Source organism: Moorena producens 3L (assembly GCF_000211815.1).
GTDB classification, from domain to species: Bacteria; Cyanobacteriota; Cyanobacteriia; order Cyanobacteriales; family Coleofasciculaceae; genus Moorena; species Moorena producens.
Window position 1 is genome coordinate 1 of sequence record NZ_GL890930.1, and the last position, 24,509, is coordinate 24,509.

Genomic DNA, 24,509 nt, shown 5'->3' on the forward strand with positions numbered 1-24,509 from the left:
TGGTTTAGTAATTTGGGATCACAACATCATCAAAGGATGATAAAATTATTAGTTATAGGGTTTATAGGATTTATGAGGTACGTTTATCAACCTCAAAGTCCCCCGAGCGAGGGATTGCTCGCTCGGGGGATTTAGGGGGATCCCTTTGTACCTGATGGCATAGAGAATTGCTATATAATGAGCTAATAAGCTAATACAGCGTTTTCCATAACTAAGAGGTACATAGGATTTTTTACCTATTACCTATTACCTATTACCTATTACCTATTGCCTATTACCTATTGCCTCTTGCCTCTTGCCTATTGCCTTTTACCTCTTACCTGCTCCCTACTCCCTACTCCCTACTCCCTACTCCCAATTCTAAATTCTAAATTCTAAATTCTTAATTCTAACAATCGCGATCGCTTACCACTCCATCAGGTAAAATTGTATTGCACAGTTCCATAGTTTCCCAGGGAATAGTTTCCCCATCAATTCCCTTAAAACTTGTTCCTTTTACGTTCGTTCCCTTGAAGTTAACCTCTTTGAAAGTAGCCGCTGTTGAAAACGATGTCATTGAATGGGTTTTGAGAGTACATTCCACAGGACCGAAACAAGCTCTTTCCAGCACAGCATTTTCAAGGTTGGTTTGGTCTAGCATTGCTCCCCCAAGATAAGTATCAGATAGGTTAGCGTTTGTGAAGTTAGTAAAATTTAGATTAGCCCCTTTTAAATTAGCCCCCTGTAAATTAGCTTTATTCAAATTAGCCCCTGCTAAACTTGCTCCCTGCAAATTAGCCCCCTTCAGTATTGCTCCTTCCAACCGACTGTTGCTTAAATCAGCATTAGCTAGATTAGCTCCTTCTAAATGAGCATAGGCCAAATTAGCACTCTGTAAATGTCCATTACTGATTTGGGCAGCTTGAAACTTACCACCTTGGAGATTAGCGTAATCTAGATCAGCCTCAATCAGGTTTGCTCCCTTGAAATTTGCTACCATTAAATCAGCATATTGTAGGCTAGCATTGCTCAGATTAGCATTCCTAAAATCAGCATACTGAAGCTTAGAATTTTGCCATTGACTTTTCTCACAATTTGCTCCCTCAAAGTTAGTGCCTTTGCCATGAATATGTTGCAAATTTGCTCCTTCTAGCTCAGCAAAATGAAAATTGAGCCCCTGTAGATGTACCCCCTCTAATACACAAGCTGAACACTCACCCCTCTCTAGCAGATACTGTAGATCCGGAGGTTGAGGGTAATTTAATTTAGCGATCGCACTCCCTAAACTCAGAAATCCTGCCAAAGCTAACAGTAACAGTAACTGCTTCATTTTAGTTATCCTTTTTATAGAAAATATTTTGAGTTGTGAACATAGGATTGATGGTAAAAGGGAGCAGGGAGCAGGGAGCAGGGAGCAGTGAGCAGTGAATAAGGAATCGGGAATAGTGTCAAGATATCCGATAATTTTTTAGTATTATGATAAAGCAATGCAGCACTTTTGAAATTAGCAAAAAATTATAATAAACTTCCCACACTTCCCACACTCCCCACACTCCCTACTCCCTACTCCCTACTCCCTACTCCCTACTCCCTACTCCCTACTCCCTACTCCCTACTCCCTTTCCTATATATTATTTGCTAATACATGAATAACAATTGCCACCAAACCAATAAGCGTCATATACTTTACCCCTCCTTGTTTCCAATACAGTAGGGCATCATTCACCAAGGATATCATAGCAATTACAACTAATAAATTTAAGCCCCGGAAGGGAACTAATGTCGGATTAACTAGCAGTACTAATAATTCCACACCCCAAACATAGACTACACTCATAAATAACACTAAACTATAACGATTAAGTCCTATGATCAGGCTATAGCGAGAAATAAACCAACTTAACGTACCAACTAACAGGCATCCCAGCAAAAAAGCCACCGCACTAAGGGGTTCCATTAACAAAGCAGCAGCAGCGGAAAGCACAATATAACCACCGGATCGTACTGATGACTTTTGGTAAATCCAGTAACCTAAGAGCAGTACTATCCCAAATTGAAACATCGGATAATTGAACTCAATATCCAGTTGATCGGCATAGGCAGGATGAACAATATTAAAATCGAGATCGAGCCAAGACCAACCCAGCCAATAAATTGTCGCCACTATTCCCCCTGTAAATAGGGTAGTGATACCAATACCTTGTAGAACCTTCAACCGCTTCTGTTTAAGCCAACTAAAGGCAATGATAGCGGGGAGCAAACTACCGGTCAGACTATCCTGGGATAATTCCATCCAGCCTAAGCTGTCGTATAGGATGGCAATCGGATAAACTGAAAATAGGGATATCATTGCCAAAATATACATTGGTGTTCGAGGTTTGGACGATTGTTTAAAGTAGCATTGATAAAAAGCATATAAAACAAACGCCAATCCAATTAAGCTAATCCCCCACATCGGCGACAAGATTAGGCTTACCACTAAAAGCCCTGGAACAATAATTCCCCCTGGGATTACCCCTTCAGTTTTTTTGTAATGAAGGGCTGAATAAGCCCCAATCAGCAAGGCTAAACGAGTGATTTCTGACGTATTGATGGTTTCGAACATACTTTTTGTTTGGTTCTTTTCTGTTTGAATCGTTTCTGTTTGAGTCGTTTCTGTTTGAGTCGTTTCTGTTGGTTCCTTTGCTGTTTGTTCTTTTTCTGTTTCGGTTTTGGTACTGCTTCCAATTTTGCAGCCTGGACTAAGGTTTGGAATAAACTTAAGAGTTCTTGGGCTTGAGGAGTATGGATATTGACAGCTCCCACCAACAGAATCTTTTGCTCCGTTATGATTTCAGTAATTTGGGTTAGTAAGGTCGTCCCAGGAGCATCTTTAAACGGAGTAGAGTCACCCAGTAACACTAAACGTTCTGGTTCACTGGCGAATAACTTTTGTACTTCTGCTTCGCAGCTTCCGATAGTAACCACTCGATCAAAGCTCAAGCTCTTAGCAAGATTGGCGAATAACGCTACTCGTGGTAGTCGATCGGAACGGTTGTTGAGTAAAACCACTTTGGCGTGGTCAGGATATTGGTTAAAAATGCGATCGCAAAGTAAATTAAAGCTTTCCCTGTCATTGACCGCAAACAAGTTAGCCCAAACGATGCCAGTATCTCGCCAATTAAAGGATTCCAGTTTCAGAGCACTCTCATCATTGAGAGTCTGCCACATAGCCTGAACCGCCCGTTTACGAGGAACTCCCAATAGCTTTCCTACTTCTAGTGCGATCGCAACATTATCTTCTATAGCCACAGCACTAAATCCTTTCAGGTCTTCAGCCATCACGTCACTAGCATTAGCTGCAATCAATTTAGCGCCCCTTTGTTTAGCTTCCCTGTTGAGAATATCCAGTAATACAGGATTTGATTCAGCCGTGATCACAATACCATTTTCAGGAATAGTCACTGCTAGGGAATGGGCAATTTCTTCCAGAGTTTCCCCTAAATATTCTGGATGGTCGTAGCGAACATTAGTAATGATGCTAACGTGAGAGCGCATCACTTTTTTTTCCAGCCATTCCGCATAGACTGGGTTAATCGCCATACATTCCATCACCACCGCTTCTACCTGCTGGCGAAAAAAATAGCGCATCACTGCCACTTGCTCGTTAACATTGGCATAGCCTTTTCGCGGCCAAATAGACTCTTTACCATTGGGATGGAGAATATGGGTAGTGCTACCAGTAATCTTGCCAAACGTTTTATACCCTGCTGCCCTAACAACTGCTGCCACATAGCGGGTCACCGTGGACTTACCTCGAATGCCATTAACATGAACCCGATACAGAATTTGATCCCGTTTTTGACGAAATTGCCAATAGGAAACAAGTAAATATAAAATGTAGACTACCAAGCTGGCTAGAGTCAGTAAAAAAGGCAAAGCCTCCTTGAACATCTCAAACTTAAGCCTCCCAATGATTCACTACCAATATTTAAGACTGAGGCTGAAAAGCTCGAAAGGTTAGGTGCAGTTTCACTAGACCAGAGGTCCCAGTCAACCGTAAAAAGTCAAGGGCATGAGGCACCGAAAGCTGAATCGGATTGTTCAGATAATGGGGCTTTTCCCAACTGACACAGGCAAAGTCATCGAACATTGCTAGCCCCTTTCCTTCTTGGGGAGGATAGTGACGCAACCAGAGCATCACAGCACGAGGATTATCTCTTTTAGGATTGGCCACCTGCTCCTTTGGCTTATCCTCAGGCATTGCTAAGTCTACCACAATCCGTTCCCAGTCAAAAGTATGACCAGGGTGAGTAAATACAGTCCTATCCCCAAACCCTTGCTCCCCTTCACTGGCACGATAGCGGACTTTCAGCTCTATCGGACCGGCATTTTCCCCCCGTACATATCCCACCATCGTCAGGTCTTTCTGAGGGCGATCAAGGGCATCTCCAAATACCCGTATCCGATGACGAAAAGGAACCACAGCCACCTCACGATTGCGATGCGATCGCTCTAGACAAATCCCGGTGATACCTCGATAGGCTCCTTGATAACAGGGAAAGGATGTCTTCCCTGTCGTAGATACCCCCCAGCGGTTGAGGTCTTGTTCATTGGAGTCCATGTCCCAATCTTCTGCCTCACCAAACCCCATTAAATCCCGCCCTAAACGGAGTTGAGAGACGTCACCAGCGCTGACTTGCACCTGATATAGAGAGGCTTCACTCGGAGCCAGCCCCCGCAAATCCACTACTCCCCAGCCATCTTGATTGATCATGACCGGAACATCTATACTGTAGTCTTGAATACTGTAGTCTTGAATGCTGACATCAGACCCATCAGCCCCTTCCAGAGAAACCCAGCCCCGATTTAGATAGGGATAAACCAGCACTCCATCCTCAGAAAACTCCCCAATCCTCCGGATAAACCGATTGGCTAGGTCTCCCCCTATCAGTTGAGGACGATAGTCTTCCAAATAAATCGGAATAACCTGGAGCCTCCTCACCTCTTCATCCTCGATATCCACCAAGGCTACCAATTCCAGTAAGGTCTCCAGGCGATCGGAATCAAACACCAAGTTACCAAGGCTATAAAATAAAGGCACACCCTGACGAAACCCTAAGCCTTGAGCCACATGGGGATGGTGTCCCACCACTAGCCCTGCTCCAGCACTCGCCACTTGGTCTATCAGACCCCTCCCATAAGAAGTGGGGGCATAGGTGTATTCAGTACCAGTGTGGACTTGGACAATCGGGAAACGCCCTTGCTCTCGTTCCTGGGCAATTAGGGATTTTACTGTTGCTATGTCCCGCAAGTCTGCTGCACCCCCCTGATGGTCGCTAGCCACAAACTGTAGGGGTTCTCGATAGCGATCGCCTGCAATGGAGGTAAAGGAAAATAGGCTGTAATTGGTATTGCCCAATTGTCGGTGATCGGGTTCCTGGGCTGCATGTGGGGTAAGTCCAGCGCCACTGTAGGCCAGGCCAATAGTTTGTAACTGCTCCAGAGTGGTAGTCAAACCAGAAGCTAAGTAGTCCCAGAGGTGATTATTCCCTAGAGCGACATAATCAACCCCTAGTTTGCGCAGCTGGCGGACTGATTCAGGAAGGGTAAAAAAACTATAGGGTTTCGCCCAGTGGGGGGTCGTCGGGTCATCCAGGACAGGGGTTTCCAGATTGACACTACGAAAATCACTGACCTTAGCTTGGAACAGAGGCTGTAAACCTTCTAACACCTTGGCACTGCCCCGTCTCGGATGGGATGCTTGAATCAGCGCATCAGGGTTATTTTTAGGAATCCGATTGCGGGGGGTATTCTGTTCTGGGTCGAGAAACCGCCTACCCATTGCTACGTCTCCCCCGAACAGAAGCCTGGCCTCCGAATCTGTCCGTTTTACCAGGGCAATCGGCTCTACTTCCACTTCCGAAACTGTCAGGGGTAAGGCCAGAACTAGAGGAATCACTTCCTGGTAATAGTCAGGAGCATCAATTTCCAACAGGGCATTATGACGGGGCATCAACATAAAGCGATACTGCCCTGATGGATTAGTAATTGTTTCTGCTTGCCCTAGGCGAACCGGAATATTACCCAGAGGCATACCCCCCGTTCCCAGGATTGTTCCCTGCACCTGGAGGGGGGTATGGTGATACTGACGGCCTAGATTAATTTCTTGAACGACTAAGGTATTTAACCATTCCCGGAGAGACCAGGCTTGGGCTGATCCAGGGTAAGGCCATAAAGTGAAGCACAGGACTATTACAAAACAACAAACTCCTCCACCTACTGCACGGATAGTGAATTTTCTAGGCCACTTCCTAGGCCATTGCATCAGATTCGCCAGCATCTCCCTTAGTGCTACAATCCACATTTACCACTTCAAAATGTAGTATTTATAATTACAGCAATCAAAAGAAGAATCATGACTAAAAAAACCTCAAATAGAATCTAAAACAATGCCTTTATCATAGTTTAAGCTTGTAGCTGGTAGGGTGGGCAAAAACAGTTTTATTTTTTTTATAATTGTAAATTATATTACTTTTCTCTACCTACTTTAATCGCTATTTTATTTACACGCAAGTCCCTAAAACAATTCCGTGATCACAGTTTAAGGGCGCGGTATTATATCATGATTCGTGACTTAATACAAAAATAAATATATAACGTTTCTGTTACTGATCAGGTAGATACAATGTCTTGATGCAGTGTTGATATACCTACTGCATCAAGACTCCCTATTCCCTACTAATTCCCTTAAAACAGACTAGAACCGATCCTTCTCTTAACCACTAATCCTAAGCCCAGAAAGCCCAGAGCCAGTAGACCCTGAGACGAAATCGGTTCAGGCACTGGCACTGCTAGAGGCAGTGGACCATTACCTGTCCCGGATTGGCTATCATTCTTAGCCGTGAACGTCCCAAATGGACCGATGGGGGGTTGTGTGGTTTGCCAAAAGAAAGAGATCGTTTCTGGAGTGTCAGCATTAGTACTCCAATCTGCTCCACCCACAACGCTCCAGACGAGAGTGCCATCTTGATCAAACTTGATTGAAAACTCCCCACTCGGTCCGAGTGCCTGCTTAGCTTCCCCAAAGCTATAGCCCGCAACGCCTGTAAAGCCTTCAGCTTTGAACTGCAACCCGAACTGATTGACATCATCAAACCCAAGTAAACCATCCGGTTGAGGGAAGGGGGGATCGTTAGGAAAGTCTACACCAGGGGTAACTTTGTGTATATAAGTGTAGATGGTTCCCGGTGGATTTAGGGGCGGCACACAACTCAGAAAACCAACAGGACAAGAAACGCTACTGGTCAAGTCCCCCAGGCTGTTGCCGTCACCATTGATCAGGGATGCATCTACTGTCGGACCCACTGGTCCTGTGATGGTTGCTCCCAGGGTCAGGTCGTCAAGGTTGATCGGGGTAATCGACGCAGCACTAACCCCTTTTGCCGAAAGATCGAACACACTCATTGCGATCAATGCGATCGCTAATTTACTAGTCATGATTATTTTTCCTCAGTAAAGTTTTCAAGTAAGCATATGCCCTACGCGCACGCTACGCGAACAGCAATCAGCATTCAGCATTCAGCTATTAGCCTATGGGCTACACGCACGCTGCGCGAACATTACCGTAGCCAACGGCTGACGGCTGACGGCTGAATGCTTACGATTAACCGAAGGCTTACCTCTTTTCTTATTAACAGTTTGCTACTCCTCAAGTAGCGTGCCAATAGCGCATAAGCACCTGAAGTAGCTTGGGCATTAGCTGATAGCTGAAGGCTTACAACTGTAAGTATCGATTTCAACGTGATGGCTGATTTTTATGGCCAAGGGTATTTTATCTGTAAATCCAGCAACATTTAGAACATTTAATTAAAATTCATTAAACTCTGAATTATGTAAATGTTGAGCAAAGGGAGCAGGGAGCAGGGAGTAGGGAATCGGGAATCGGGCATCGGGCATCGGGAATCGGGCATCGGGCATCGGGCATCGGGAATCGGGCATCGGGAATCGGGCATCGGGAATCGGGAATCGGTAAAAAATTCTGTGTAATTAATGGGTATTAAAATTGCTAGATATTAATATAATTAACTCTAACACAAAACGATATTTTAAGTTATACAGTCCTGATGGATTAGCTGATTTTTAATCGCACATTAAATAAAAAAAATACAATTAAAATCTTGAAAATTACAATCGTAATAATTACAATGATTACAGCGTTTTTAATAACTATAAAGTACATAGGTGCGCTCTTACCATTAAGAATTAAATTCTCCACGGGTCGCACCTCACGATTTTTTCCTGTTCCCTATTCCCTGTTCCCTATTCCCTGTTCCCTATTCCCGACTCCCGACTCCCGACTCCCGACTCCCGACTCCCGACTCCCGACTCCCGACTCCCGACTCCCGACTCCCGATTCCCGATTCCCTACTCCCTACTCCCTAAACTTATGACTAATCTAAAAATAGACTACACTCACCTTAAGACCTTATTGATGGAAGTGCAGTGGAAAGCTGCTGATGCGGAAACCAAAAAAATTGTATTATCCATAGCTAAAACCATTAGACAACAGCAGGACGTTACTAAAAAAGAGCAAGAATGGCTTCAAGGGTTAAATTATCTCAGAGAATCCGACCTAATAGACTTTCCCTGCGACGATTTGGTAACACTCAATCATCTTTGGGAGCAGTATAGTCAAGGTCATTTTGGATTTAGAGTACAATCTCAATTGTGGCAGCAAGTTAGTCAAGATTATAATAAATTCGCCGATCTAGTAGGATGGCGCAATGGTGATGCCGATTCTTGGCATTATTATTCTCACTTAACCTTTAGTTTAGACGCTCCTAAAGGTCATTTGCCCGCTGCTATATTTTATGCCGAAGAATCCGCTATTGGTTGGGCAGCAACTATTAAAAATAGATGTGATGAATGCTTGTTATAGAATTAGGGAGTAGGGAGTAGGGAGTAGGGAGTAGGGAGTAGAAAACTATGAAATCTACGATAGCGCTTTTCCTCTAGCATTTATATAGCGTTTATCATAGCGATGAGGTACAAAGGGATCCCCCTAAATCCCCCTTAAAAAGGGGGACTTTGAGGTACACATTATTTTTTCCCTCTTGCCTCTTGCCTCTTGCCTCTTGCCTCTTGCCTATTGCCTCTTGCCTCTTGCCTATTGCCTCTTGCCTATTGCCTCTTGCCTCTTGCCTCTTGCCTCTTGCCTATTAACTGCTCCCTGCTCCCTGCTCCCTACTCCCTATTCCCTATTCCCTATTCCCTGTTCCCTTTGCTATAAACTATACTAAAATACTCAATTTTTTCCCTTGTCACCAATCCTAGACCTTCGTAATCTAGAAACACGCTTTTTCACCCCAGCTGGTACTGTCCATGCTGTCAATGGTATTTCCTTCCAGGTCAATCAAGGGGAAACCCTCGGGATAGTTGGTGAGTCAGGTTCTGGTAAAAGTATCACCGCCCTGTCGATTATGGGACTAATCCCCTCTCCGCCTGGAAAGATTACCAATGGTGAGGTCATTTTTGAAGGGCGTGACCTCCAAAAGCTTAGTGAGGGGGAAATGCGGAAAATCCGGGGTAACCGTATCGCTATGATTTTTCAAGACCCCATGACTTCCCTTAACCCAGTACTAAAGGTAGAAAGGCAAATTACTGAAGCGCTACGGTTACACCAAGGAATGACCCGAGAGCAAGGACGATCTAGGGCAATTGAACTCTTAGAATTAGTGGGAATTCCTGGTGCAGCGGAACGGATTAGTAACTATCCCCACCAATTTTCTGGAGGGATGCGCCAGCGAGTCATGATTGCCATGGGATTAGCCTGTAATCCCCAGTTGCTGATTGCGGATGAACCTACCACTGCTTTGGATGTGACCATCCAAGCCCAAATTGTAGAATTAGTCAAGAAACTGCGCCAGGAAATTGGCATGGCCGTGATTTGGATTACCCATGATTTGGCGCTATTGGCGGGATTAGCGGATCGGATTTTAGTGATGTATGCCGGTCAAGTAGTAGAACAAGCATCGGTGATGGAAATCTATAAAAATCCTCGCCATCCCTATACGATTGGTTTACTCAACAGTATTCCCCGTCTGGATGAACAGCGCCAAGAGCGTTTGCAGACCATTGAAGGGTTACCACCAGATTTAACTAATTATCCCCAAGGTTGTCCCTTTGCTGCTCGTTGTCCTTTCGTGATTGATAAATGTTGGCAGAACGATCCCACCTTGGAATTAGTAAGTGTTGACCATGAAGTGGCTTGTTGGGTGAAGCCAGAGTTGAATGGGAGGTAAGCATATGCGCTACGCGCACGCTGCGCGAACAGCAGTCAGCAGTCAGCGGTCAGCTTAAAATAAACCTTCCGTATGATTCCTCCAAGTATTTTAGTGCGGCTTCACGGTCTAACAAAGGAGTTAGCTTAGCCTCATCCATCGCTTGGTTTAGACAATAATCTTCTAATCTTTCTGATAACTCATCTAAAGAAATGTTTTCTTCTGGAAATAACTGTCGCCACACTTCAATTGATTTTAAAATGCTATATATAGAGATATTCATAGTAATAATGTACAGATATTTTTGATCTTATCTGTTCCCTATTCCCTATTCCATAAAATAATAATTGTCTGGGGCATCTTACTGCTTTAACTTTTGCTGAACCAAGGACGGTGTTTTTTCTTGCATATCACGGGCAAATTCTTCATCCTCACGAATCTGTTGCCTGATTTCCTCAAAATGGTCATGATAATAGGCTAAAGCAGCATAGACATCCGCTAGGGTAATAGTAGGGTATTGTGAAACAATTTCATCCGGCGACAATCCTATTCTTTCGTGCCAAATGACAATATCCTCAACCCGAATACGATGACCGGCAATGCGAGGCTTGCCACCACAAACCCCCGGTGTAATTTCAATATGCTTTGATATGACACTACTCATGTTGTATCCTATTTATACACTGGTTTTACAATTATATATAATTTGTCGCAGTTATGAGGTACACTTTTCAACCTCAAACTCCCCCTTTTTAAGGGGGATTTAGGGGGATCCATTTGTCCATCATGACTACGATAATTGCTATATATCTAACAATAATATCTAAATTCGACTCGATGCCAAAATCTGGTTAGCAGTTAAACTAAGATTCGGAAATACTTTGGAAACAAGACCATCATCATTTCGGAACAATTGTTTTTGATACTCATCATCTAGTAAAGTGCAAATTGTAATGGTTGGTTGTTTAGGTTTACCAATATAATCTCTACCACCAATGCCCAGATAATCGACAATCCAGTATTCAGGCACACCTAGTATGGCATAATCTTCAACCTTACGAGCATAATCGTTCTGCCAGTTTGTGCTAACAACTTCAACAACAAGCTTGATTGAGGTTCCCAACGTAATCACAGGCTCTTTTTGCCATAATGGTTCATTTACGAGCCGAGTTCTATCTAATACAATCACATCAGGACGAAAAGCTGTTTGGGTAGCTAAAAGTTTGATCAGACATCGGTAGGGAATAACATAATCTGGGTATCCTCGGTCAATCTCCACATTTAACTTCCGTCCCACAAACCCTGCTACTTCCTCATGTGGTCCCGTAGGTTCCATGTCAATTAGTTCCCCATCGATTAGTTCATAGCGTTCGTTGTCACCATACTGGGTAATAAACTGATCAACAGTTATAAATGTTGGTAAAGCTTGAAGCATTACAATCGAACTCCTTATCTGTGTCAAATCATGCTGGTAGTGGTAAGCCGGTATTATCAATTCTTAAATCCTAATGGTAAATCGTGGTGGATCCAAAATATATAGCGTTGATTGGATTTATCAGGTACGCTTATCAACCTCAAAGTCCCCCTTTTTAAGGGGGATTTAGGGGGATCGCTGTGGATCCAAAATATATAGCGTTGATTGGATTTATCAGGTACGCTTATCAACCTCAAAGTCCCCCTTTTTAAGGGGGATTTAGGGGGATCGCTGTGGATCCAAAATATATAGCGTTGATTGGATTTATCAGGTACGCTTATCAACCTCAAAGTCCCCCTTTTTAAGGGGGATTTAGGGGGATCGCTGTGGATCCAAAATATATAGCGTTGATTGGATTTATCAGGTACGCTTATCAACCTCAAAGTCCCCCTTTTTAAGGGGGATTTAGGGGGATCGCTTTGTCCCTCATGGTAGAGATAATTGCTATAATTAAGAAAACTTATTTTCTGTAAAATCCAAAGCATCATGACAAAAACTACCTTTTCAGAAATATTAGAAGCAGCCGATGAACTGCCCTTAGACGATCAAGAAAATCTAATTAGTATTTTAATAAATCGTCTTCGCGATCGCCGAAGAGCCGAGAGAATTAGAGATGTTAAAGAAGCTCAACAAGAGTTTGCCGAAGGAAAATGTCAACCCGTTACTCCTGAACAGCTGATGCAGGAAATTCGTAAGCATATGCGCTACGCGCACGCTACTTGAGGTGCGGTCAGCGGTCAGCCGTCAGCTTAAAATAAACCTATGCAGGCCTATGGTCACGCTACGCGAACGGGAGAATTTAATAGTTCGAGATTAATGAGAATTGAAAGTCTGGGTAAAAGCCCATTGCGCATAAACTGATAGCTGATAGCTAAATGCTGATAGCTGACGGCTGATAGCTGATAGCTGACGGCTTAATGCTTACCCCTCAACTCATCTTGGCCAAAGATGCCCCTAACCACCCAGAAAAATTCTGCTGCTGCCCATTGGTAGGATTTTTCACTGGCATCACTTGGTAACGACTGGGTTGAGATTTGCGTAATGTAATCGGTAGAGTGACCAATTGATCCTGATGGAATACACTGAGGTGGATAGTATCACCAGCTTTGTAATCTTTTAAGCGATCGCATAATTGATCCCCATTGACTCGCAACCCATCAATAGCCAGTAACTGATCACCAGCATCCACTCCTGCCACTGCCGCAGGAGAATCCATCTCCACAAACTGGATCCAGTCCTGACCATTGTCAGTTCTCACCTTCACCCCCAAGTAAGGCACAGATTCTTCATCCACAGCCACCACTTGTAAGCCAAAGGGTTTGAGATACTGATTGAAGGGCAATTCCCCAGTACCCTCAATAGTCTTCGAGAAGAAATTACTTAAATCTAGCTCTGCTACCGATTCTATAACCTCTCGCAGTTGTTGGGGAGTAAAGCCAATTTCCTGTTTACCAAACTGCTCCCACATCTTCCTGATCACATCATCAAGAGAACGCTGATTTCCATGGCGCTCCCGGATTAACAAATCCAGCAATAACGACACCATTTCCCCTTTCAAATAATAAGAAATTTGGTTATTATCACTATTCGCATCCCGTCGATAAAGCTTAATCCAGGCATCAAAGCTCGACTCACCCAGTGGCTGCACCTTACGTCCTGGTGTAGTTAAAAAGCGGGTAATTTCTTTACTCAAATTCTCTAACAAGGTCTTAGCATCATAGATACCAGCTCGTTGGGGAATTAATAAGTCATAGTAACTGGTTGTTCCTTCACAAAACCACAACGATGTCGTATAGTTTTCCTTTTCATAGTCAAAGGTTTCTAGGGCTAATGGTCGGATCCGCTTAACATTCCACAAGTGAAAGAACTCATGAGCCACCAGTTGCAAGAAGCGATTGTACTTATCCTTTGCGCGAAAACCAAACCGCGAATAAATTAACGAACAACTATCCTTATGTTCCAGTCCCCCAAAGCCACTACCAGTTAGATACAGCAAGAACAAATAGTGGTCATAAGGTAAACCCCCAAACAGCTCAGCTTCTACCTGGATAATCTTCTTAGTATCCTCAATAATCCGTTGTGGGTCAGCATTCCCCTCTCCCCAGATGGCCAATTGATGGGGTTTGCCCAAAACCTCAAAGTCATAGAGCTTATGATCACCAATTTCAAAGGGACTATCCACTAAGGTATCGAAATCCCTTGCGTTGAAGGTATTAAATTTGCCTGACACTGCTGGTAAGGGTGTCGTCACCCGCCAATTGGGATTAGGTGGCGCGATAGTAACCTGGCAAGGGTGTTGTTCAAATCCTGGGATGAAGAAGAACAGAGCAGCACCATTAAAATAACCGTGGCTAGCATCTAAGTGATTAGTGCGTACCGTTAATTCATTAGCAAAGATACGATAACGCACAGTGATAGCCGAGGCATCACCAGTTTCCACTAGCCAATGATTCTTGGCCAGTTTCCGCCACGGTAAAGACTGGGTAGGATTACCCCTATCCGCAGAGAAATCTTGTAAATGTCGAGCATACTCCCGCACTAAGTAAGAGCCTGGAGTCCAAACTGGCATCTTTAAATCTAACAAAGGGGCTTCCCAGCCTTCCACTTGTAGCGTTACCTCAAACAGATGGGATTGAGGCTGAGGCATAGCGACATGGTAGTGAATAGCTAGGGTACTAGTGGCTGCGCTGCTCCGAAAAATAGTTGTTGCTTCAGTCATTACTCAACTTTAGGGATTACCATTTAGCTCTAAGGGTAGCAATCCTCTGAGCAGATAGCATTTTCATTTGAGATGTAAACATAGAGGAAACAGGGAATCGGGAATCGGGAATCGGGAATCGGGAATCGGGAATCGGGAATCGGGAAGAGTAGGGAAGAGCGCCGATTTTTTGGTGTTATTATCAATCAGCGTTGGGTTTCTGGAATTCAATAAACCGAAAATATTTAAATAATTTGATTTTAAAATAACTAAATAAATTTGATTATTGGTAATTTATATTATTAAAATAATATCTAATCTGATAGACAGCAATAACAACGTTATTTGTTTAAAAATATTCCGTTTTAGATACTTATGATGTCTAGCAATCCGTCTAGGAATTGTGAGAATTTTTGCTCCCGACTCCCGATTCCCGATTCCCGATTCCCGACTCCCTCGGTGCGCTTTCCGTAGGCGAATTAAATTCGCCACGGGTCGCACCGCTCCCGACTCCCGACTCCCTGTTCCCTTTACTAAATCTTAGGTCTTCGACCTGTCCAAAACAATTGATAATTAACTAGGGTAATGTCCATGTCTCCCGACCCTTACAACAGCGGTAGAGAGAGACTTATGACATCCCCCAAGGACCCACCACTAGTTAAACCCAAAGCCCCAGCGCTGATTTTATGGATCTACAGATTATCGAACGAGATGGTAGACGATACCTTCCTACCGAGCAGTTGTCGATGACCGAATGGCCTCGGCTCACCACAAACCAACCTCTACCAACCCTTCCTCTCAAAGTAGATGACCTGTTTTTAATCACAGATACCCTAGGGAATATTTCGGGGAACTTAGAAAACGAAAATAATAGCACAACCGGGTTATTTTGTCAAGATACCCGCTTTCTCTCTCGCTTAGAGTTACAAATTGAAGGGCAACTGCCCATTCCCCTGAGTAGCAGTGCTGAGGAAGGATTTGTCCTATCGGTGATGTGTTGCAATCCCCGTTCACCTAATCTTCCCCCAAAAACCCTAGGCATTCAGCGGCAGCTAGCCCTCCATGGTGGCTTATGGGAAGAAATTGTAATCACCAATTACGACACTCAACCCCTTAGCTTCAGCGTCAGCCTCAGTTTTGATGCCGATTTTAAAGACTGGTTTGAAGTCAGGGGTCATCAGCGACAGCAGCGGGGAACTCTGCTGCATTTACTACCGCCTGATATCGATTTAGAGACGCTGTTAACCCTAAGTGAGTTCAACACCGATACCATCAACCTAGCTTACCAGGGACTGGATAACTCCCTGATTGAATCTCAGATCGACTTTACTCACCGTCTCCCAGACACCTACAAAGGGAACACAGGGGTTTGGGACTTGTGCCTCAAGCCTGGCGCTACTGAAACCTTAGGCTATCGACTGGAACTGCTCACCCACAAAGCGCGAATCACTACAGCTAAAATTCCAGCCACCCTTGAACAAGCTAAGACCGCTAACTTACTCCAAAACCAGGAATGGTATAAACGGGTAACTCACATTAGCTGCGATAATGAAACCCTTAACCAAGTGATTTCTCGGGCAATACGAGACATCTTTTTACTAAGGCAGACTATTAATGGCTGCACAGTTCTTTCCGCAGGAGTACCTCGGTTTTCCACCTTGTTTGGCCGAGATTCCATAATTGCTGCCTCACAAACCTTAATTCTTGACCCTACCATCCCCAAAGGGACTCTGGAAATTTTAGCCCAGTACCAAGGCCAAGAGGATAACCCATTGCGGGATGAGCAACCGGGTAAGATTTTGCATGAACTCCGGGTTGGGGAATTGGCTCGCTGTCGGGAAATTCCTCACACTCCCTACTACGGTACAGTTGATGCTACCCCACTCTGGCTGATGCTCTATGCCGATTACTATGCTTGGACCAATGACACAACTACCCGAGACCAGCTCTGGCCCCATGCTTTGGCGGCCATGGATTGGATTGATCGTCAATCTCAGCAAAACGGCTATCTCTGTTATCAGCGCCAGTCCAAAAAAGGTTTGCGTAATCAAGGGTGGAAGGATTCCGGTGATTCCATGGTCACTCGTGATGGTTCCCTAGCAACGGGAGCGATCGCATTATGCGAAGTCCAAGCTTATGTCTATGGTGCTAAAACTAGACTCAGCCATCTGGCCAGGATCAAGCAGCGAATTGATTTAGCCGAGCGTTGGGAAAACCAAGCCAAGGAACTCAAGCAACGCTTCAACCAGGATTTTTGGCTAGAGGACCTAGACTTCTGTGCCTTAGCACTAGATGGACAAGGAAAACTCGTAGATAGCATAACCTCCAATCCTGGTCATTGCTTGTCTTTGGGCATTTTTACCCCAGAAAAAGCAGCTAGTGTAGCAAAGCGACTGTTAGCACCAGATATGTTCAATGGTTGGGGGATTCGTACCCTTAGTAATCAATCCGCCGCTTACAACCCGATCAGCTATCACGTGGGATCAGTCTGGCCCCACGAAAATTCCTTGATTGCGGTAGGATTGCGTACGCTAAATCAAGTCGATCAAGCCTTAAAAATTGCCCAAGGCATGATTGACATGACAGTTGAGCAACCCTACTATCGTCCTCCAGAACTATTCTCTGGTTACCAGCGCACTTCCAACAGCTCTCCGGTAAAGTATCCAGGAGCCTGTCCTCTCCAAGCCTGGGCAACTGGCAGCATTTTCCAACTGCTGCAAATGATGGTGAATTTGCGACCGGATGCTCCAGGAAAAAATTTACGTATTTTCCGACCAACTTTACCAAATTTTATCAATCAACTCTTAGTTCGTAACTTGCGGATTGGCTCAACGGTGCTAGACTTGCAATTGGAACGATCTGATACAACCACCACCTGTAAAGTGGTCAAAAATTCCGGTAACCTCACGGTTGTGATCCAAAGCTCCAGTTAATGGCAAAGGGAAAGGACAAAGCATAGGGCTATAAATTTGTCCGGCGTGACAGTGGTAAGGCTTTCATAGAATTGACCCTGACCACTAAGCGCTGATCTCCCACGCACTGCCTTTATACTTGCCCAGTTATGATGATCGGCAAGCTGTCTTGACCATTAGTGCGTGGGAGTTGAAACCTATTGTTCAGGGTGTTTGAGTGTAGGTTATTTATCCTGCTGAAATTTTAATCAAAATTAAAAGCTTAATTGTTTCCATGTATTTTCCAACTGCCTTGTCGATCTAGGGGAATCATGTAAATATGGCGGTTGCTTACTTAAAGCTTGGCACACCCCGCCCTAATTCCAATCAAGATAGTGGGGTAAGCTATTGCCCCACTGCCAGAAGATCCCAAGGAGTGAGCCAATCTCCCACGACAATCCTACTCCCTGCTAGCCAAGGGCTAGAGCGGGAGTAGGTTACAGACCCACCATGGACAAGACACGCTAAGTTACTATGTCTAGTTTGTTACGAGCTGTTCTCCAAAGTAACGAGAAAGCCGATTTGCGTCAGTTTATCAGTCAACTGCGATCTGAACAAGAGCGGTACTTTCTAAGGAATCAGATTCTGCAAGCGTTTGATAATTACTGCACTACTCATGACAAGCCTGCTTACTTTAAAAGAACTTCCTCTATCGCCGAACTACTGAACTATACCCACGAAATTATTCTGGAAGAGAAAAACCTTTGGCTTCTCTTGCGGACAAGGGTTGCTTCTCAAGAAATCTATCGGCTAGCAGCGGATTTGACCAGTTTTGAACCAATGCCAGTGGAGGAGTTACTGAGCTTACGCGATCGCTGGGTTAAGCGCTACTTCCCAGAAAAAGGGGGTCTGCTAGAAATTGATGTTGGTCCGTTTTACAAAAATACTCCTACAATTCGTGACCCGAGAAAGATTGGCAATGGGCTGGAGTTTCTTAACCGTTACCTATCTAGCCAATTATTTGCTGACTCTGAGCAGTGGCTAGAGGAGCTGTTGAAAAACTTACAAGCGCACCACTACGACCACACACCATTACTGCTCAATAACCGGATTGACTCAACTACTCAACTCTTTGAAAAGCTTAAGGAAGCACTAACATTAGTGGGAGAGCTACCAGCTCACACCCCCTATGAAAAGTTTCGCTTCGAGCTTCAAGTTCTCGGTTTTGAAGCAGGTTGGGGTAACACTGCTGGTCGAGTGCGCGAAACCCTAGAACTGCTTGAGCGGTTAATGGACGCTCCTGATCATGCAGTCCTCGAAGCCTTTATTTCTCGTATTCCCCTAATCTTTCGGGTTGTTCTGGTTTCCGTTCATGGCTGGGTTGGTCAAGAAGGAGTCTTGGGTCTTCCCGACACCGCTGGTCAAGTGGCATACGTCATCGACCAAGCCCGTAGCCTGGAACAAACAATCCAAAACAATATTAAACTCTCAGGTCTTGACGTTCTGGGGGTCGAACCAAAGGTGATCGTTCTGACTCGCCTAATTCCCAACTGTGAAGGTACCCAGTGCAATCTACGCCTAGAAAAAATCCAAGGCACCAGCAACGGTTGGATTTTACGGGTTCCTTTCCAGGAATTTAACCCAAAAGTCACTCAAAACTGGATTTCCAAATTTGAGATCTGGCCCTATCTCGAATCCTTTGCCTTAGATTCAGAAAAAGCGCTGCTAGAAGAATTCCAGGGTAGTCCAGACTTAATTATCGGAAACTATTCCGATGGAAGTTTAGTTGCGTTTCTGCTGGCGAGACGCCTAAACGCTATCCATGGCAGTATTGCCCACACCATGGAAAAGCCTAAATATCTGTTTAGTGACCTCTACTGGAAAGACTTTGAGTCCCAATACAACTTCTCCATACAATTCACCGCTGATTTAATTGCGATGAATTCAGCGGATTTCATTCTGACCAGTACCTATGAGGAGCTTGTGGGAACACCAGAGAGTGTAGGCTACTACGAGTCTTACAAGTGTTTCAGTATGCCCGAACTGTATCATGTGGTGAATGGGATTGAGTTATTCAGCCCCAAATTTAATGTGGTACCACCAGGGGTCAACGAAAACATTTTCTTTCCCTACACCCAGACATCAGACCGGATTGCCCACGACAGTGAACGGGTTAAAGACTTGCTGTTGAGCAAGGAAGACCCCGAAATTGTCGGCTATCTCAACAGTCCTAACCAGCGCCCGATTCTGAGTATTGCGCCCCTAACCTCAATCAAAAATCTGAGTGGCTTAGTGGAATGCTTTGCCAGTTCAAAAGAACTTCAGCAAAAGTGCAACCTAATTTTAATTACTAGCCATGTCAGGGTTGAGGACGCCACTGATCCAGAAGAGAAAGGGGAAATCGAGAAGCTTAACCAGCTAATTAAGCAATACAATCTTCATGGCAAAATTCGATGGATCGGACTACGTCTGACCACCCCTGATATCGGTGAATCCTACCGAGTGATTGCTGATTTGGGGGGATTTTTAGTCCATCCTGCTCGCTTTGAAGCCTTTGGTCTAACGGTTTTAGAAGCCATGATCTCCGGTTTACCAACATTTGCTACTCAATTTGGTGGACCATCAGAGATTATTCAAAACGGCGATAATGGGTTTCTCATTAATCCCACAGACTTGCAAGATACTGCCGAAAAAATTCAGCAATTTATTTCAAAGTGCGAACACACCCCTGACTACTGGCAGAAAATTTCTCAAGCAGGTATCAAGCGAGTTCGGGATAAATACAATTGGCAGTTGCATACCAAACAGCTGCTCTCACTCGCAAAAATTTACGGATTCTGGAGCGAAACCTCTAAAGAAAGCCGAGAAGCTCTGCTGCGCTACCTAGAAGCTTTGTTCTATCTGATTTACAAACCCAGAGCGACAAACTTACTAGCCAAGCATAGGTCGCGTTAATCAGAGATTATGGGCTATAAAAAAGTGAGGAGGGGGAGCAGAAAGCATCACAACTGAATGGTTGAGCTGACTGTTTCTAAAGTAATGCTTAAAAGCCTTCAAATTCTACTGATTTTAAGCTAATAAGAACTCACTCTTAGTTAATTCCCTGGTAATTTCCGGTTAATCGGGAATTTACTAGCTAAGATGCACCACGATGGACATTAGTCCGCTCGTTGTAATGGTTACGACAGCTACGAATGACCGCCAGTTCGTAGCCCTGCCGCTAGTAGTTAAGGTGAGGGAAAAATCTGCTGCTAGCCCAACCAGCCTTTACAACCAACATTGCCCTTCGCGGAAGCGGGACTAAGTCCGACAAACTTTACTCCCGATCTCAGTTGCACAAAACCCGTGCAATCATGGAGGCTGATTCTAGAAATTACTAGTTATAGAAATTACTAGTTATTAAGCCTCCTATCGTTAACTGACCTAAACTCATCGTCCGATGTCGGCTACCAACAGCTAACCAAAGATTTGTTGATGTGTCAGTTAATGCGGAAATCGCATAATTATTAGTGAATTCACTAATTATGGGCAATTTGCCTGAGCCAATAACTATTTCAATTAATTGCTAGTAGCCTTCCCTTGACAGCAGGGGTTTAGATTGTCGGGTATGGGGTATGGGGAAAATCTGGTGTTAGTGATCCGAGTTTCAAGGGTGGCGTTGTGCCATCTTCTGTTCACACCCCCATCAGCTCTCTCTCCCACTCCCTAAACCCTACACCCTATACCCCACAAGGGAAGGGAAGCGTTTGACCTCACTCAAGGAACCACCCACCACAGCAACACTAACGACTAACTATGGATGCCAAAGTATCGTCCCCATCTAGCTCTAACCACATCTACAGCGACTGGACAGTAACTGAGACCAAATTTGATCCGACTCAATTGCACTACAAGGAAACCGTTTTTACCCTTGGGAATGGTTACCTCAGTACCCGAGGTAGCTTTGAGGAAGGGTATCACGGTGCATGGCCAATGACATTGATTAATGGTGTCTACGACGATGTGCCAGTTGTCTATACTGAACTGGCTAATTGTCCTGATTGGCTACCTATAGTGATAGTTGTAGAAGGTGAACGCTTTCGTCTTGATCAAGGCGAGATCTTGCACTACGAACGTCAACTTGACCTGCATCGAGGCAAGCTAACTCGTGATGTGCGTTGGCGTAGTCCTGGTGGTAAGACTATCGATATCCATGTCGAGCGTTTTGCCAGTATGGCTGATGACCATCTGTTAGCCCTTCGCTGTCAAATCACTCCGGTGGATTTCGATGGCGCCATCGAAATTCAAGCCAGCATCAATGGCTACCCAGATAACCAAGGGGTGCTCCACTGGGAATGGTTGAAACAGGGTCAGATTTCAACGGGAACTAACCAGACATCAGAAGGAGGTATCTGGTTACACGTTCGCACCCGTCATACGGCTATCGAACTGGGTATGGCTTCCCGAGTCAGTGTAAGTGGTGTTGATGATGCCCAAATACAGCTAAAGGGTTGTGAAGGTCACCCCACCTTAGCCACTAGCTTACACGTGCGCTCAGGACAGCTAGTGACCCTGGATAAAGTAATTAGTGTGTTCACATCCCGGGACACCGAAAACCCAGAAAAGGTAGCCCAGGAACACCTGGTCAACCAACCAGATTATCTAACCCTATTCTCTCGACATGAGGCAGCTTGGGATAAGATTTGGCAAGATAGTGATGTTGTCATTGAAGGGGACATCAACGCTCAGATTGCTATACGCTACAATATGTTCCAACTGTTCATTAGTGCTCCTCGTCATGATGACCGGGTGAATATTCCCGCTAAAACCCTTTCTGGTTTTGGCTATCGGGGTCACGTTTTCTGGGACACAGAAATTTTTATGCTGCCGCTGATGATATTAACTCAGCCCCAGATTGCCAAGAATTTGCTGACCTACCGTTACCATACTTTACCTGGGGCAAGGCGTAAAGCTAAGCTTCAGGGCTATCCGGGAGCCGTTTACGCCTGGGAAAGTGCTGACACCGGCGACGAAGTAACCCCTCGCTGGGTTCTCTCTGCTGAGAAGGATGGAGACCCGATCCGAATTTGGTGTGGCGATCGCGAACTCCACATCACTACTGATGTAGTCTATGGTATCTGGAAATATTGGCAGGCTACTGGTGATGATGACTGGGTGGTGCGTTACGGTGCTGAGATTATCCTAGATACAGCGGTATTCTGGGGAACTCGGGTTGAGTGGAATGGTAAACGGGAACGCTATGAACTGCGGGATGTGATTGGTCCGGATGAATACCACGAAGGGGTAGACAACAATGCCTTCACCAACCGCATGGTTCAATGGCACCTAGAGACTGCTCAGTTCGTCCTAGACTGGTTGCGTCGGGAACATCCACAGAAAGCTAAAGAACTGGAAGAAACACTGGAGCTAACCCCAAGCCGAGTTAGTCTGTGGTCTGAAATTATCCGTCGGATGTGGATACCCTATGACCATGAAAGGGACTTAATCGAACAGTGTGAGGGGTTCTTCCAAATTGAAGACATCAACCTCCAAGATTACGAGCCACGTACCCGTTCCATGCAGGCTATCCTTGGCATTGAGGGAGCAAGTAAAAAGCAAGTGCTCAAGCAGCCAGATGTCTTGATGTTGCTATACCTGATGCGGGAGCAGTACGGCGTAACCTCTGAGCCAGAGAAATACCGGGAAATTTTGCAACGAAGTTGGGACTACTATTCTCCTCGCACCGATCACACCTATGGTTCGTCCCTCGGTCCTGCGGTTCACGCCATCCTCGGCTGTGAATTAGGAAAGACAGAGGAAGCTTATGTACACTTTATGCGGGCAGCGATGGTAGACCTCGAAAATGTGCGGCGTAACGCTCATGAAGGAATTCATGGTGCTTCCGGTGGTGGTGTATGGCAAGCTATAATCTTTGGATGCGCTGGGATCAAGTTCACAGACAATGGACCTGTTGCTATTCCCCACTTCCTACCGGGCTGGACACGTCTCAAGTTTAAGCTGCAATGGCGTGGAAAGAAGTACGAGTTTGATCTCAATCCAGAAACCAGTACTCAAACAGCACAATCTGAGGCTACCATCTCCCCAAGTTCTCGACCCCCCGGCTCTCCAGCTCAAATCCAGGGTGTGATTTTTGACTTAGATGGCGTAATCACCGATACCGCAGAATATCATTACCAAGCTTGGCAAAAACTAGCCGATGAAGAGGGTATTCCCTTTAATCGCGAGGCCAACGAAGCACTGCGGGGTCTTTCACGTCGAGAGTCCCTGATGGAACTTTTGAACGGTCGCTCAGCCACAGAAGACCAACTCCAAGAGATGATGGATCGCAAAAATAAGTACTATCTGGAATTGATCAAGAACATCTCTAAGGCTGACTTACTACCTGGAGCTCTAGAGTTACTGATTGAACTCAAGGAAGCTGGTATCAAAGTAGCGATTGGCTCCGGTAGCAAAAATGCCAAGGAAGTTATGGAACGATTGGGTATTAGCGATCGCATTGATTCAATTTCTGACGGCTACAGTGTGACCCGCTCTAAGCCAGCACCAGATCTGTTCTTGCACGCAGCACAGCAGTTGGGATTGGAACCCGCTTATTGTGTAGTAGTAGAAGATGCCGGATCTGGTGTCGAAGCCGCTCTAGCTGCTGGTATGTGGGCTGTAGGACTTGGTCCAGTTGAACGAGTTGGAGCAGCCCACCTGGTGTTACCCAGTCTCGAAGGCATACACTGGAGCAACCTCCACAAACAATTAGCAGGAAATCGTTTAATTCCTTGTTAGGGTATGCATTAACTAACTATTTGGAACTAAATTGGCTGGGTGAAGTCTAATTCACCCAGCCATATTTTTGTGGGTTTTGTCCTGAGTACTGAGTAGCGAGTGCTGCTTAATATAAATCAGTTCCTGTCATTTCTTATTCAGAAATCAATGAACTTGGCAACTCAGGACTTTTCTATTTAATTTTTATGTTTAGAGTGAATTACCACCATTGCTTCCCACCTATAGGTAGACTAGTGGATCTAGTAGTGACCTGCTTTGCAGGGATTTTTCCTTAACTAGATTGAACTAGATTATTTCAAAACGTAGATGGTTTTTCCTACTGGGTTTCACTTTTTGATACTAACAGATTAACCGCACTGAAAAGTGCAGTGGTGGGCTACATTTTCCCCATGAATGTGGGGAGTTTTGCCTCCCGATTTCCTATAATT

22 protein-coding genes are annotated in these 24,509 nt (G+C 44.9%); 11 read left to right on the plus strand and 11 right to left on the minus strand.

Annotated elements, in window-relative coordinates:
• Positions 1–388: 388 nt before the first annotated feature.
• Positions 389–1,309 carry a pentapeptide repeat-containing protein gene (locus LYNGBM3L_RS16710; RefSeq protein ID WP_008185593.1) on the minus strand — a complete coding sequence of 307 codons (921 nt, stop codon included), beginning with the start codon at positions 1,307–1,309 and terminating at the stop codon, positions 389–391.
• Positions 1,310–1,477: 168 nt separating this feature from the next.
• On the opposite strand from LYNGBM3L_RS16710, the gene LYNGBM3L_RS45840 reads away from it, so the two are divergent.
• The gene (locus LYNGBM3L_RS45840; protein WP_154659827.1) at positions 1,478–1,621 is read left to right on the plus strand and encodes a hypothetical protein; all 144 of its coding nucleotides are present in this window, start codon (positions 1,478–1,480) and stop codon (positions 1,619–1,621) included.
• Here the strand turns inward: LYNGBM3L_RS45840 and LYNGBM3L_RS16715 are convergent.
• The 5 genes from LYNGBM3L_RS16715 to LYNGBM3L_RS48750 form a co-directional block, all read right to left on the minus strand.
• The gene (locus LYNGBM3L_RS16715) at positions 1,604–2,584 is read right to left on the minus strand and encodes a poly-gamma-glutamate biosynthesis protein PgsC/CapC (protein ID WP_008185594.1); all 981 of its coding nucleotides are present in this window, start codon (positions 2,582–2,584) and stop codon (positions 1,604–1,606) included. The genes LYNGBM3L_RS45840 and LYNGBM3L_RS16715 overlap by 18 nt on opposite strands.
• Positions 2,545–3,912: a poly-gamma-glutamate synthase PgsB gene (pgsB, locus tag LYNGBM3L_RS16720; protein WP_008185596.1), complete on the minus strand. Its 1,368-nt coding sequence runs from the start codon at positions 3,910–3,912 to the stop codon at positions 2,545–2,547. The genes LYNGBM3L_RS16715 and pgsB overlap by 40 nt, the downstream gene beginning before the upstream one ends.
• A gap of 37 nt (positions 3,913–3,949) precedes the next feature.
• Positions 3,950–6,325 carry a CapA family protein gene (locus LYNGBM3L_RS16725; RefSeq protein WP_008185598.1) on the minus strand — a complete coding sequence of 792 codons (2,376 nt, stop codon included), beginning with the start codon at positions 6,323–6,325 and terminating at the stop codon, positions 3,950–3,952.
• A gap of 383 nt (positions 6,326–6,708) precedes the next feature.
• Positions 6,709–7,458: a hypothetical protein gene (locus LYNGBM3L_RS16730; protein ID WP_008185600.1), complete on the minus strand. Its 750-nt coding sequence runs from the start codon at positions 7,456–7,458 to the stop codon at positions 6,709–6,711.
• Positions 7,459–7,827: 369 nt separating this feature from the next.
• Positions 7,828–7,959, minus strand: coding sequence for a hypothetical protein (locus tag LYNGBM3L_RS48750; protein ID WP_267872049.1), 132 nt, complete (start codon positions 7,957–7,959; stop codon positions 7,828–7,830).
• Positions 7,960–8,165: 206 nt separating this feature from the next.
• Between LYNGBM3L_RS48750 and LYNGBM3L_RS43740 the strand changes: the two genes are divergently transcribed.
• From LYNGBM3L_RS43740 to LYNGBM3L_RS16740, 4 genes are all read left to right on the plus strand, one after another.
• On the plus strand, positions 8,166–8,411 hold the full coding sequence (locus LYNGBM3L_RS43740) for a hypothetical protein (RefSeq protein WP_154659828.1): 246 nt from the start codon (positions 8,166–8,168) through the stop codon (positions 8,409–8,411).
• Entirely contained in the window at positions 8,408–8,899 is a 492-nt protein-coding gene (locus LYNGBM3L_RS16735; protein WP_008185602.1) for a GUN4 domain-containing protein, read from the plus strand. Before LYNGBM3L_RS43740 ends, LYNGBM3L_RS16735 begins: the two co-directional genes overlap by 4 nt.
• Positions 8,900–9,074: 175 nt before the next feature.
• Positions 9,075–9,260 (plus strand): hypothetical protein, encoded by a 186-nt coding sequence (locus LYNGBM3L_RS45845; protein WP_071986894.1) that lies wholly within the window; start codon positions 9,075–9,077, stop codon positions 9,258–9,260.
• Positions 9,261–9,278: 18 nt separating this feature from the next.
• Entirely contained in the window at positions 9,279–10,262 is a 984-nt protein-coding gene (locus LYNGBM3L_RS16740; protein ID WP_008185604.1) for an ABC transporter ATP-binding protein, read from the plus strand.
• A 49-nt stretch (positions 10,263–10,311) separates the two neighbouring features.
• Here LYNGBM3L_RS16740 and LYNGBM3L_RS16745 read toward each other — a convergent pair whose 3' ends face one another.
• The 3 genes from LYNGBM3L_RS16745 to LYNGBM3L_RS16755 all read right to left on the minus strand — a co-directional run bounded on the left by LYNGBM3L_RS16745 (position 10,312) and on the right by LYNGBM3L_RS16755 (position 11,676).
• Complete coding sequence (locus tag LYNGBM3L_RS16745; RefSeq protein ID WP_008185606.1) at positions 10,312–10,524, minus strand: RelB antitoxin-like protein; 213 nt, start codon at positions 10,522–10,524, stop codon at positions 10,312–10,314.
• Between the two features lie 78 nt (positions 10,525–10,602).
• A complete protein-coding gene (locus LYNGBM3L_RS16750) occupies positions 10,603–10,905 on the minus strand; it encodes a DUF433 domain-containing protein (RefSeq protein WP_008185608.1) in 303 nt (100 codons plus the stop codon).
• 159 nt (positions 10,906–11,064) lie between these two features.
• On the minus strand, positions 11,065–11,676 hold the full coding sequence (locus tag LYNGBM3L_RS16755) for a Uma2 family endonuclease (protein WP_008185610.1): 612 nt from the start codon (positions 11,674–11,676) through the stop codon (positions 11,065–11,067).
• Positions 11,677–12,201: 525 nt separating this feature from the next.
• On the opposite strand from LYNGBM3L_RS16755, the gene LYNGBM3L_RS16765 reads away from it, so the two are divergent.
• A complete protein-coding gene (locus tag LYNGBM3L_RS16765) occupies positions 12,202–12,438 on the plus strand; it encodes a hypothetical protein (protein WP_008185612.1) in 237 nt (78 codons plus the stop codon).
• A gap of 205 nt (positions 12,439–12,643) precedes the next feature.
• Here LYNGBM3L_RS16765 and LYNGBM3L_RS16770 read toward each other — a convergent pair whose 3' ends face one another.
• The gene (locus LYNGBM3L_RS16770; RefSeq protein WP_008185614.1) at positions 12,644–14,434 is read right to left on the minus strand and encodes a M61 family metallopeptidase; all 1,791 of its coding nucleotides are present in this window, start codon (positions 14,432–14,434) and stop codon (positions 12,644–12,646) included.
• 29 nt (positions 14,435–14,463) lie between these two features.
• Complete coding sequence (locus LYNGBM3L_RS43750; protein WP_154659829.1) at positions 14,464–14,619, minus strand: hypothetical protein; 156 nt, start codon at positions 14,617–14,619, stop codon at positions 14,464–14,466.
• A gap of 197 nt (positions 14,620–14,816) precedes the next feature.
• On the opposite strand from LYNGBM3L_RS43750, the gene LYNGBM3L_RS43755 reads away from it, so the two are divergent.
• The 5 genes from LYNGBM3L_RS43755 to pgmB all read left to right on the plus strand — a co-directional run bounded on the left by LYNGBM3L_RS43755 (position 14,817) and on the right by pgmB (position 24,081).
• On the plus strand, positions 14,817–14,957 hold the full coding sequence (locus tag LYNGBM3L_RS43755; RefSeq protein WP_154659830.1) for a hypothetical protein: 141 nt from the start codon (positions 14,817–14,819) through the stop codon (positions 14,955–14,957).
• A gap of 142 nt (positions 14,958–15,099) precedes the next feature.
• Entirely contained in the window at positions 15,100–17,346 is a 2,247-nt protein-coding gene (locus tag LYNGBM3L_RS16775; RefSeq protein WP_008185616.1) for an amylo-alpha-1,6-glucosidase, read from the plus strand.
• 298 nt (positions 17,347–17,644) lie between these two features.
• Positions 17,645–17,800 (plus strand): hypothetical protein, encoded by a 156-nt coding sequence (locus tag LYNGBM3L_RS43760; protein WP_154659831.1) that lies wholly within the window; start codon positions 17,645–17,647, stop codon positions 17,798–17,800.
• A gap of 38 nt (positions 17,801–17,838) precedes the next feature.
• A complete protein-coding gene (locus tag LYNGBM3L_RS16780) occupies positions 17,839–20,259 on the plus strand; it encodes a sucrose synthase (RefSeq protein WP_008185619.1) in 2,421 nt (806 codons plus the stop codon).
• A gap of 840 nt (positions 20,260–21,099) precedes the next feature.
• Complete coding sequence (gene pgmB, locus LYNGBM3L_RS16785) at positions 21,100–24,081, plus strand: beta-phosphoglucomutase (RefSeq protein ID WP_008185621.1); 2,982 nt, start codon at positions 21,100–21,102, stop codon at positions 24,079–24,081.
• Positions 24,082–24,509 lie beyond the last annotated feature (428 nt).

Coding starts and splice junctions, on each gene's coding strand:
- LYNGBM3L_RS16780 (WP_008185619.1), top strand. CDS start 17,839: ATGTCTAGTTTGTTACGAGCTGTTCTCCAAAGTAACGAGAAAGCCGAT.
- LYNGBM3L_RS16730 (WP_008185600.1), bottom strand. CDS start 7,458: ATGACTAGTAAATTAGCGATCGCATTGATCGCAATGAGTGTGTTCGAT.
- pgmB (WP_008185621.1), top strand. CDS start 21,100: ATGGATGCCAAAGTATCGTCCCCATCTAGCTCTAACCACATCTACAGC.
- LYNGBM3L_RS43760 (WP_154659831.1), top strand. CDS start 17,645: ATGGCGGTTGCTTACTTAAAGCTTGGCACACCCCGCCCTAATTCCAAT.
- LYNGBM3L_RS16725 (WP_008185598.1), bottom strand. CDS start 6,325: ATGTGGATTGTAGCACTAAGGGAGATGCTGGCGAATCTGATGCAATGG.
- LYNGBM3L_RS16775 (WP_008185616.1), top strand. CDS start 15,100: ATGGATCTACAGATTATCGAACGAGATGGTAGACGATACCTTCCTACC.
- LYNGBM3L_RS16715 (WP_008185594.1), bottom strand. CDS start 2,584: ATGTTCGAAACCATCAATACGTCAGAAATCACTCGTTTAGCCTTGCTG.
- LYNGBM3L_RS16710 (WP_008185593.1), bottom strand. CDS start 1,309: ATGAAGCAGTTACTGTTACTGTTAGCTTTGGCAGGATTTCTGAGTTTA.
- LYNGBM3L_RS43740 (WP_154659828.1), top strand. CDS start 8,166: ATGATTACAGCGTTTTTAATAACTATAAAGTACATAGGTGCGCTCTTA.
- LYNGBM3L_RS16770 (WP_008185614.1), bottom strand. CDS start 14,434: ATGACTGAAGCAACAACTATTTTTCGGAGCAGCGCAGCCACTAGTACC.
- LYNGBM3L_RS16745 (WP_008185606.1), bottom strand. CDS start 10,524: ATGAATATCTCTATATATAGCATTTTAAAATCAATTGAAGTGTGGCGA.
- LYNGBM3L_RS16765 (WP_008185612.1), top strand. CDS start 12,202: ATGACAAAAACTACCTTTTCAGAAATATTAGAAGCAGCCGATGAACTG.
- LYNGBM3L_RS16735 (WP_008185602.1), top strand. CDS start 8,408: ATGACTAATCTAAAAATAGACTACACTCACCTTAAGACCTTATTGATG.
- pgsB (WP_008185596.1), bottom strand. CDS start 3,912: ATGTTCAAGGAGGCTTTGCCTTTTTTACTGACTCTAGCCAGCTTGGTA.
- LYNGBM3L_RS48750 (WP_267872049.1), bottom strand. CDS start 7,959: ATGCCCGATTCCCGATGCCCGATGCCCGATGCCCGATTCCCGATGCCC.
- LYNGBM3L_RS16755 (WP_008185610.1), bottom strand. CDS start 11,676: ATGCTTCAAGCTTTACCAACATTTATAACTGTTGATCAGTTTATTACC.
- LYNGBM3L_RS16750 (WP_008185608.1), bottom strand. CDS start 10,905: ATGAGTAGTGTCATATCAAAGCATATTGAAATTACACCGGGGGTTTGT.